The organism is Ekhidna sp. (genome assembly GCF_040220215.1).
Taxonomy (GTDB): Bacteria; Bacteroidota; Bacteroidia; order Cytophagales; family Cyclobacteriaceae; genus Ekhidna.
Map to the genome: position 1 here is coordinate 115,571 of NZ_JAVJTR010000005.1, position 10,305 is coordinate 125,875.

8 protein-coding genes are annotated in these 10,305 nt (G+C 38.4%); 3 read left to right on the forward strand and 5 right to left on the reverse strand.

The annotated features are described in order from the left end of the window. Positions 1-24 precede the first annotated feature (24 nt). Positions 25-570: a hypothetical protein gene (locus RIC88_RS01040; RefSeq protein WP_350215566.1), complete on the reverse strand. Its 546-nt coding sequence runs from the start codon at positions 568-570 to the stop codon at positions 25-27. A 103-nt stretch (positions 571-673) separates the two neighbouring features. On the opposite strand from RIC88_RS01040, the gene corA reads away from it, so the two are divergent. The 3 genes from corA to RIC88_RS01055 all read left to right on the forward strand — a co-directional run bounded on the left by corA (position 674) and on the right by RIC88_RS01055 (position 3,317). Further along, on the forward strand, positions 674-1,828 hold the full coding sequence (gene corA, locus RIC88_RS01045; RefSeq protein WP_350215567.1) for a magnesium/cobalt transporter CorA: 1,155 nt from the start codon (positions 674-676) through the stop codon (positions 1,826-1,828). A gap of 345 nt (positions 1,829-2,173) precedes the next feature. Next, complete coding sequence (locus RIC88_RS01050; protein WP_350215568.1) at positions 2,174-2,695, forward strand: mechanosensitive ion channel domain-containing protein; 522 nt, start codon at positions 2,174-2,176, stop codon at positions 2,693-2,695. A 22-nt stretch (positions 2,696-2,717) separates the two neighbouring features. Further along, positions 2,718-3,317, forward strand: a complete 600-nt coding sequence (locus tag RIC88_RS01055) for a class I SAM-dependent methyltransferase (protein ID WP_350215569.1) — start codon at positions 2,718-2,720, stop codon at positions 3,315-3,317. A gap of 1 nt (position 3,318) precedes the next feature. On the opposite strand, the gene RIC88_RS01060 is transcribed toward RIC88_RS01055, so the two are convergent. The 4 genes from RIC88_RS01060 to RIC88_RS01075 all read right to left on the reverse strand — a co-directional run. Then, positions 3,319-6,003, reverse strand: coding sequence for an ABC transporter permease (locus RIC88_RS01060; RefSeq protein ID WP_350215570.1), 2,685 nt, complete (start codon positions 6,001-6,003; stop codon positions 3,319-3,321). Next, positions 6,000-6,335, reverse strand: a complete 336-nt coding sequence (locus RIC88_RS01065) for a PadR family transcriptional regulator (RefSeq protein WP_350215571.1) — start codon at positions 6,333-6,335, stop codon at positions 6,000-6,002. The genes RIC88_RS01060 and RIC88_RS01065 overlap by 4 nt, the downstream gene beginning before the upstream one ends. A gap of 6 nt (positions 6,336-6,341) precedes the next feature. After that, positions 6,342-6,791, reverse strand: a complete 450-nt coding sequence (locus tag RIC88_RS01070; RefSeq protein WP_350215572.1) for a hypothetical protein — start codon at positions 6,789-6,791, stop codon at positions 6,342-6,344. Positions 6,792-6,922: 131 nt separating this feature from the next. Continuing rightward, positions 6,923-10,305, reverse strand: a 3,383-nt coding sequence (locus RIC88_RS01075; RefSeq protein ID WP_350215573.1) for a choice-of-anchor D domain-containing protein, incomplete at its 5' end; no start/stop codon positions are given.

Consider the following 10,305-nt stretch of genomic DNA (forward strand, 5'->3'; position numbering starts at 1 on the left):
GATACATCGATGATTAAACAGGTCTTAACCCAGAAAAATAAAGATTAGCCAAATTCCTCCCAGAAAATGCCAGAACATAAATACATTATATGCATACTGGCGTGATTTTGAATGAACACGATATTCCCTGATTTTTCGGAAGACGGATATTAAAAGAACCAGACCAACAGCAATATGGATAAAGTGGATGAGAGAGAAAGGGAAAAGAATATTCCTAAAGAATAAGTTTGAATCAATCATTTCCTGCCAGCCTATCACCTGCAATACGGAGAATAGCAATCCGAAAAACAGACCAAGTCCGGTAAACCGAAAAGCTTTTTCAATTTCATCTTCTCTGATTTTCAGCTGCCCGAGTACAAGCAGAGCGCTACTAACCAATATAAACCACGTGCCAACTTCATATATCTGTGGCACAACCAATTCAGGAAGGCTTTGCAAAACCCAAACAATCAAAAGTGTAATGAAAATTAAGGAGCTTGCAACAATAAATAATTTGGTCATGTACCTACCGGCATTAATCATTCGCTGCTTTTCCTGAAGCCTCTCCTGAACTATTTCTTTATCACTCATACCCTGTAGTATCATTTAACTTGCATCTGCAAAACAATGTTTCAAGGAACACCCCCTCATTTTTTGTTTTCTTTTTGAGTGACCAATCCACTAATTTGGAGGTATGAGAAAGAAATTGAAGAAAATCAAACCTATCGATTTAGTCAGGCCCGATAAGCTCCTATTCACCGGCTTAAAAACTCTCACAGAACTCACACTAACACCGATCAACATGTATGCTGACCTCAAGGCAAAAGCAAAAGGGAAAGCGGAAATCACATTTATAGGTGAGAAAAAGCTGGAAGAAGTGAAAGCTCAGCTTTTCATATTCAATGAAAAGGAAGTTTCCGAATCTACAGAAAAAGACTTCTCACCTATGCGCTCAATGAAAGACTCCAATATCTACTGGCTCAATATACACGGGCTTCATGATGTAGATCTGGTTCAAGAACTTGCCGAGGTAATGAATATGGACAGACTTTCAGTTAGACATATTTTGGATACCACACAACGACCCAAAGTAGAGGAGTTTGATGATTACCTTTTTTTTAATGTACGATCCATATTGCTAGATGAAGAAGATCAACTTGATGTAGAACAACTCTCATTCGTTTTAGGGAAAAACTATGTGATTTCCTTTCAGGAAAAAGAGAGTGATCACTTTGATGACATTCGTTTTAAGATCAGAGAAGGTGTAGGTTTCGTAAGAAAGAGAACTTCTGATTACTTACTGATTCAATTACTCGACGCTATTCTGGATAACTCTTTCGAGACCATAGAAGATATCAATGAGGATATAGCTGAACTCGAAAAGCAGGTTTATAAAAATCCAAAGCAGGAAACGCTATTGGCTTTGGAGAAAAGTAAAAAACGGGCAGACCTCATCAAAAAGTCACTCAATCCGTTCTTTGAGTCTGTCAATTACATCCTGAACAACAGAACCTCGCTCTTTCTCGAACCAAACATTAAATACATCAATGACTTACGCATGAGTTGTGCGAATGCCATTGAAGAGGCAGACTCCACCGCCCGATCTTTAGAAAGTCTTACCAACATCTACTATGCCTCCCTGAGTCAGAAGATGAATGAAACCATGAAGGTTTTAACAACAGTGGCCACCATCTTCATCCCATTAACGTTTATAGCAGGTATTTATGGGATGAACTTTGAATATATGCCCGAATTGCAGTACAGAAATGGCTATTTTATAGTCTGGGGCGTGATGGGTGCTATATTCATTGGGATGGTTATTTACTTCAAACGAAAGAATTGGCTATAGCCTAATCTTTGATTTTCAGGGTATTATCTACAAAGAATTCTGCTTCGACGAACAAAATTGGAGTTGGTTTTTGAAATGTTTTACTTCATATCCATAACCAATAACTTCCATCATGGCTTTACTTCAATTAACAAAAGAACAAAAAGGATTTATCAACAAGAGCTTTGTGATATGTACTGTAGGTTTAGCTCTTTCACTGACTATCGTCAATATCCTCTTCTAGCTAAATTTTAAAGAATTTACTACCGTCAAACAGTAAATTTCTGCTTTCAAAAAGGTTGCTCATTTTGGGTAACCTTTTTTATTTGCATCCTTTTTTCAAGATATCCCAACTAACTTTAAGCCATGGAGCAACTGACAGAATTTATTGGCAAGCTAGAGACCAATTACTTTATACAATTAGCTATTACGTTGGTTGTTTTGATACTCTTCATTGCTTCTAGATGGCTTATTCAAAAAAGTCTCAAGAGACTGGCTCGGAAATTTTCCTACGACCTGAATCGAGCGGCCGCTACAAAGAGGCTTTTGATGATTTCACTTTACACCTTTACCCTTATTATATTAGTAATTGTCTGGGGGGGTGACTTAAATAACCTCTGGATATCATTAGGTAGTATACTCGGTGTAATCGCCATTGGTTTTTTTGCCATATGGAGTATTCTGAGCAATATTGTCGCCGGCATCATTATCTACACCATCAATCCGTTCAAGATTACCGACACACTTGTTCTTGTAGAAAAGGAAGTCACAGGAAAAGTTATTGATATTGGATTGATTTACACTAAGCTGGAAGATAAAGAAGGCATATTCACTGTCCCAAACAATATCTTTTTTCAACAAATCGTGAAAGTAAAAAAGCCGAAGTAATGGTATCCAAATCCACTTTTGTTTGATACAAAACAATCAAATGAACGGCTGGATAAAATCTCAAACTTCTGATAAATACCTGCGACCAATCAGGGAACAAATGATTGGGATGCTCTCAGAACAAGACCGTGTGATTGATCTTGGATGTGGGACGGGTGACTTTCTAATTAGAGCTCATTCTAAAATCAAATATGGACTTGGGGTTGATGGATCAGACTTGATTATCAAGCATGCTCAAAAAAGTGCAAAGACTCTGAAGGTCTGTAATATCGAGTTCAAAAATCTGTTTGTGGATCACAATTTTCTACCAAGCAATGATTTCACAGTTGTTACTGCGTCGCTGTTTTTTCACGTTATCCCTCATGAAGTGTCCCTTCAGGTTCTTCGATCTTCAGCTAAGTACGTAGACCAATTAATTCTTTGTGGATTTGTACCTCCTCAAAATGTGAGTCAAAAACTGTTGATGTGGTTCGATCAACGTTTCACATCACACTACAGACAATACATAGAATACTGCCAAAACGGGTACATGGAAGGGCTATTAAAAAAGTGTCAGTTAACTATAAAAAGTATAACTGACACTTTTGATCCGACAATTAAAATCTATACTATCAAATCCTAGTTTACTCCGCTCTTAAGGATTCTACTGGGTTTACCTTGGAGGCCCTCATGGTTTGGTAGCTAATAACTGCACCTGCCACTATTATGGAGGTGAGCGCACTTAACACAAAAAGTCCTGCACCTATTTCAGTACGATAAGCAAAATTGTCCAACCAACGATTCATAAGAAGTATAGTTAAAGGAATCGAAAGTATAATTGCTATTGTGATTTGAATAGAAAACCCTTTAGCCAACAAACCAAAAATGGAAATGGGTGATGCTCCCATCACTTTTCGGATTCCGATCTCTTTCACTTTACTGTTTACCACTAAAAGCGATAAACCTAACAATCCAAGTGCTGCAATGATTATCGAAAGGAAAGTTGCCACCGTGATCAGCTTATTCATCCTAGCTTCACTTTCATATTGAGACTTAATGCGCTCATCCACAAATTCATAGTTCCAGCTTTCATTTGGAAAAACCGATTCCCATTCTTGTTGTAAGATTTCAGTAGCCTTCAACAAGTTGCTACCATTGTATCTAAACACAAGCTTAGGAATGAATGAGTCATTGATATCCAAATCTGAAATCCCCATCAGAATAGGTATTGGATTTTGAACGATCACTAGTGGTTCGATAGAACTATGCAACGAGGAAAAGTGAAACTCTTCTGTAACTCCAAGGATTTGGTGATCTCCGAACTCATCATTCGGCAGCTGACCCCCAACCGGATTTTCCAAACCAAGCAAAGTAACAGCAGCTGGATTTAACAATACCCCTTGTCTTTCATCCAGGGTATTGCCTTGCTCAAACAGTCTTCCTTCTTTGGCTTCAATGTCAAATAAGGACAGATATGCCGGATCAGCAACCAAAAGCCTAAAGCGCTTGAAATTACCATCCTTATCGTTGAATCCATAGTGTGCCCAGCCATTGCTACCAAACACATGACTACCCATTCCAATTTGTGTGATCTCAGGATATTTTTCCAGCCTGGCTTTTAGCAGTTCTCCATTGTGCATAGCTGTACTGGTCAACTCCGGAATGCGCTGTGCCTCCGGACTTGGGTTTAGTCTGGCAGAAACAACCGCATCATATTGAATTCCCAGATCTTTATTTTGAAGATAGTTTACCTGTTTTCGGATCAATAAAGATGTGCTTATGAGAAAGACAGTAATGATAAATTGGAAAACAATCATCCCCTTCCTTGCCTTCACCTTATCTGTAGACTGGCTCCCTCCATGTAATACTGAAATTGCTTTGAATTTGGATTGAATCCACGCTGGATAAAAACTAGAAGTGAACCCAATAAAAAGGGCCAAGCTCAGATAAACCAAGACATGCCACCATTCAAATTCAATCACGAGATCTGTACCGGTTAAACGATTAAAGGTAGGCACCATCAAAAAAGCCAGGAGTACACCTATTGTCATCGCAATTAATGTGAGTAAAATCCCTTCCACCAAATACTGCGTAGTTAGCGATCTGCCGAAGGCTCCTAATACCTTCCTTACTCCAACTTCTTTCGCACGCTTTAATGATTGGCCAATAGAAAGTGTAGCGTAATTCATACATGCAATGATGATGACCAGCAAACCAATTGCACCCAGGATTGCTACATATTGAGGGTTACCAACAGGGGCGTAACCTAGCGGCACATTCGGATTTAAGTGTATATCTGTTAAAGGTTGAAATTCGATATTGTATTGACCTCTCTGTATGGGTTCGCCACCCATATCCATATCTGCCATGAAGCTCATGATTAAGTCCTGAATTTTCTCATTCAAACTGGCCGGATCAACACCCTCATCAAGCAAAATATAAGTTTCCGGAATGATATTAAACCAGGCTGTAAACGCCCGCTCACTATACAAATCACTTTGCATTTCACTGGAAAGGGCTATATCAAACTGAATGCTTGATTCTTTTGGGATATCTTCAAAAACCCCCTCAACAACAAAATCTCGTATTTCTTCATTGATCTGCAAAGCCAATGATTTACCTATTGGATCAATCTCCCCAAAATATTTCTGAGCATATTCCCTTGATAACAACACACCACTTTTGGATGAAAAAGGTTCTTCTTTGTTCCCAATCAGCAGTTCAAAATCAAACATCTTAAAAAAGTCCTGACTAATAACAGCCACTGGTTCATTGATGCGCTTTTCTCCTCTTCCAACCAGATGTGTCCGTCTTATATACTGTACGCCTCGAGCCACTTCAGGAAAGTTTTCTTCCAACATGCTTTCAAACCTAAGAGGCGTGGTAGAATTGTAAAAAGTACGCCCATCACCATAGTCTTCATTTAACACCAGGCGATAGATACGATCTTTCTTCGCGTGAAATTGATCATAACTAAGTTCTTGTTTGACATAAAGTCCCAAAAGCAAAAAGCATGTGATGCCTATAGTTAGTCCCAGAAGATTAATGGCGGTGTTAAACTTATCTCTTAAGAGCACGCGCCATGCAATTTTGAAATTGTTTTTGGTAATCATAAGTCCGTGATTTTTGAGTTTTCGATTTGGTTTAAGTGCGGAGATGCGGAATGACCTGATGACCAGCCACCAATAATGGATGTCGGCAATCAGCTTTCCCCGTTGATGTTTTTTTAGGTATATCTCGTAGAGGTCGCCTTGCAAATCCTCAACTAGATAAGGATCGCAAAACCACTCTAAAAACCTGTCTGCGTATTTGGGTGGTCTCAAATTCATGACAAGCCGGCAAATGTCAGTTTTGGTAGTTTCTGATAGAGTGAATAGCGAAGCTCCATGGTTTCGTCTAAGACCCTTCGACCAACTTTTGTGAGTGTGAATATGCGTTTTCTTCGCCCGCCTCTTTCTTTAGAGGCCCCTCCCATTTCTGAGCTTACAAACCCCTTCTTTTCAAGTCTCCTGAGTACAGAATGAACGGCAGTTACATCCATGGATCGCTTAGTATTCGATTGAATCTCTTCCAAAATGGCAACTGCATATGCATGATCCATGAACGACCCTACAGTAAGTAGAACCAACTCTTCCAATTCTCCTAAGTGTTCTCCTCTCATAATTTATTAGTTAGATTTTGGATAAATGGATTTAAGTGAGTCATATGCTCCTTCAATAGAATCAATCGTAAATCCTGCAATTCGATAAGGAGAATCATCCTCAAAGATGAATCCCATTGCCATCCATTCATTTGATTTTGTTCCCTTAACAATGAGTTTATACTCAGTTATATTTTTGCGATCAGCCTGATACAAAATCAATCTTCCATCATTATTTTTTATGTTTTCAAATGCCCCTTTTAGCTTATCGACTCCCGATTTATCAATGAGTTTTGGCGCGAAATATTTCTCTATGGATTGATCAGACATCTCCCCTGCTTCCAATGCATCTAAAAACCAGATTATCTTAGACCCAGCCGGACTTTCTTCCAATTGAGCAAGGGATTGCTCACCCTTCTGTTGTGATACGACTGAAAAGGCGAATCCGAAGAGCAAAGTGTAGGCTAATATTCTCATATATATTATGATTTGTTGTACAAACGCACAAGTTAAATACATAGTTGTGTTTTTGTACAAGTAATATGTTAATGTGTGTTAAACAAAAAAAGGCGACCTTTTGAGCCGCCTTTAGATTCAATCTTACTGACTTATTTTTTTAAAATAACTTTTTGAGTTGATAAAGACCCATCTTCCATAAGTATCTTGACATAGTAGATACCTGTCGGATTGTTATCTAAACCAATTTGAATTACATTTTCAAGTCTCTGGAGGGAAAAACTAATTTGTTTGCCAGCAATATCTACAATACTTACTTGATCAACATCTGTACTATTAATTCTGAAAAATGAAGAAACAGGATTAGGATATATATAGATTTCGTTATGATCAAGTCCCAGTACATTGCCAATTTGAGTCAGAATGAAATTAGATTCGATACCACTTCCACTAGCTAGAATTTCAGCTTCCCTCCTAGTGCCTGTGTTTTCGGTGTAATCAATTACAATGAATTTGTTTTGATCATCTATGGTAATCCAGTTAGCAGTAGATGAGATATCGTAGGTACTTAAATTTGTTTCCAACAAAATAGTGATTGATCCTACACCCGGGTTCACTTCCATTGACTGAACCTCCCAATTTAGAAATGGTTGATTTGTCACTTCAAGACTTACGGGAATTTCAATTACCCCTTTATTAGGGTCATTGCTTGATATAGCAACCTCTGACTCATAAAAACCTTCTGACAAACCACTAGCATCAAAAGTTACGTTCACAGTTTGAGATGAGCCAGCAGGTACACTACCTGATGTCTCATTAAAATAAAACCAATTGGAAAAATCAAGAGCTACACTGTTTCCAAGAAAATCAACAACATGTAGTTTATTTGAACTTCTCCCTAAACTGTAAGAGAACTCATTTAAACCATCAATTGTTAAACTATCCGTTTTCTGAATTGCCCCATTTGATAACTCCAAATTGTAGAGCATTAGTGAATTCGGATCTCCATTTAAAGACCAATATTTATTACCTTCTCCAACCAATTGATAAATCTGAACCCCTGGGTTAATGTAGGAATCTATTATTGTTCCGTTAGAATCAATCTTATTCATATCGCCAATTTCAAAGGCTGGTGTGAACAAGAAATTAGATCCATCAAATGCTATTGCAGCATATCCAGAATATGGCAGTGTGAATGAGTCAATTTCATTACCATCAAAATCATAACTTCGAACTATTCCAAATGCATCTCCTATCCAAAGGTGACCATTGGCAAATGTAATTCCATATGGTAGTGAATGAATTGGATAAGACTCCTCTATAGACTCGGTTGTTACATTGTATCTATCTAGAGATGCATTTTCCCAATTAACGACATAGACAGTCTCATCATTCTCAAAATAGATTCCAGTTGTTCCGCCTGGTATTCCATCCAATGTAGATATGTTGGAGTTCCCTGCCTTATTAAATTGGTTGATTTGAGATGAATTGAAGCCTACATGCCATTCAAGCGCACTGCCCCCCTCAGAGTTATCTATAGTTATGGTTTGGGTGGATTGCTCACCCTCCATTAGGTATTCTGATAAACTTGTTGGATTTATGGTTATTAATGGTGGCTCTTCTGCTAGACCATACAAGGAAATTATCATTTCACTCTCATCCGGATCATTGCTATAAATATGCAATGTTGCGCTACTTGAAGTTGCCACTTCTGAAGTGTAGCTAACTGCTAAATAACTTGTTTCCCCCGGGTTTAAATCGAATGGAGAGAAGTCTACGTCAAACTCCTGATCTCCTTCAATGGTTGCATCACTTATTACTAATACATCTGTACCTTCGTTTGATATTAAAATAGAATCACTAACGTGAGTACCAACGAAGTGAGAACCAAAGTCTATATCCAAGGTAGACACGTTAATATCAGACGTACCCGTTACACTTAAACTAACCGGAACTTCTACACTTGGAGTGGTTGGATCGTTATTGTTTACGATGATTGTAGCGCCATAGCTTCCTCCATCCATACCTTCAGCATTAAAACTTATGTTTACCTGCTCCGCTGAGCCAGCAGGAACTACACCTGAGAAATGTGACATTGAAAGCCATTGATTAGTATTAGAGTTTGAGAACTCCACGGTTAGTTCATCATGAAGGTATTCTGTATTAATTGCTACTTGTAAGCCATCTGTCCCATCTATATTCTCAATTCCAACACTTTGAAAACCATCAGTATAGCTTCCAGTCAATGTTTTATAATTCAGCTTGATTTTACCTGTATGGTAGAGTATAATTTCCGCAGTTATACTTCCTGAACTCTCCGAACAGCAAAGCCCATAACCATCAAATTGAATAATGGTTTTATCACTAAAATTCTCATAATAGGTATTACCAAACGGATATCCATCTCTCCATGCCCAAGCAATGATGTTATTTACCCCATCGTCTCCTGGTATTGGTTGTCCCGAACAACATCCATCCCATGACGATGAATTGAAGCTTATGAAGCCATTAGAGCTAACGTAAAATTCATCATAAGTATTTCCGTAAAATTCAAATTCAAAGCCCAAAGGATATGGACCGGACACATTATCATCACTCATACTTCCAGTGATGTTAGTACCGGAGTTTGCAATGTCTTCCCACTCATAGGCTGGTCCACCAGCTTCATCACTATCAACCCAATAGTAGCCAAAATTATCAGGGCCACCTGTTCCTGCCATCACAGGTGCTCCAACTCTTTGATCGATTTCACCCTTCTTGAATTTTTTGTAACCAAAAGTTGTGTTACTCTTTTGTGAACTCCTCATTGAAGGTGACTCATAGGTTATTGACGCTTCCCAAACAAGATCACTCCCACCTTCACTGTTATCTATAGTTAAGGTTTGAGTTGTATTCTCTCCAGTAAATAAGTCATCACTTAAGCTTGTCGGTGTAATGGAAATAACTGGAGCATCCACACTTTCGCCTGACAAAACTATTTCAATGGAACTTTCATCAACATCATTGCTCAAAATAGTCATAGTTACATTATCTGTTTCCACCACTTGTGGATTGTACGTGATCACTACTGTTTGTGACTCATTTGGGTTAAGTTCAAATGATGTGACACTTAAAGAGAAATCCGTTTCGTCTGAAAGAAAGATATCATTTATTATTAATTGATCTGATCCATTGTTGGAAACAATTACGCTATCTGTTAATACTGATCCAACGAATTGTTCACCAAAGTCAATGGCCGATGATGAGATACTGATATCCGGTACTCCGGTAACATTAAACAATGCAGCTATGGTGTCCTGAGGAGTTATTGGGTCATTGCTGTAGAACAATAGGTTTGCTGCATACTCTCCACCAAACAAATTTGTAGCATCTAATGACATCTGTAAAACATCTTGCTGACCGGCGGGAACGGTACCTTGATATTTCTCAGATGTTATCCAACCTGGTGTCGGTGAAGATCGAACATAGCTGAATCCACCTCCACTTCCACCTTCGTCCCAACTAGTGAAGACTACATCAAAGTATAAATCCTCCT

Coding starts and splice junctions, on each gene's coding strand:
- RIC88_RS01040 (WP_350215566.1), bottom strand. CDS start 570: ATGAGTGATAAAGAAATAGTTCAGGAGAGGCTTCAGGAAAAGCAGCGA.
- corA (WP_350215567.1), top strand. CDS start 674: ATGAGAAAGAAATTGAAGAAAATCAAACCTATCGATTTAGTCAGGCCC.
- RIC88_RS01050 (WP_350215568.1), top strand. CDS start 2,174: ATGGAGCAACTGACAGAATTTATTGGCAAGCTAGAGACCAATTACTTT.
- RIC88_RS01060 (WP_350215570.1), bottom strand. CDS start 6,003: ATGAATTTGAGACCACCCAAATACGCAGACAGGTTTTTAGAGTGGTTT.
- RIC88_RS01065 (WP_350215571.1), bottom strand. CDS start 6,335: ATGAGAGGAGAACACTTAGGAGAATTGGAAGAGTTGGTTCTACTTACT.
- RIC88_RS01070 (WP_350215572.1), bottom strand. CDS start 6,791: ATGAGAATATTAGCCTACACTTTGCTCTTCGGATTCGCCTTTTCAGTC.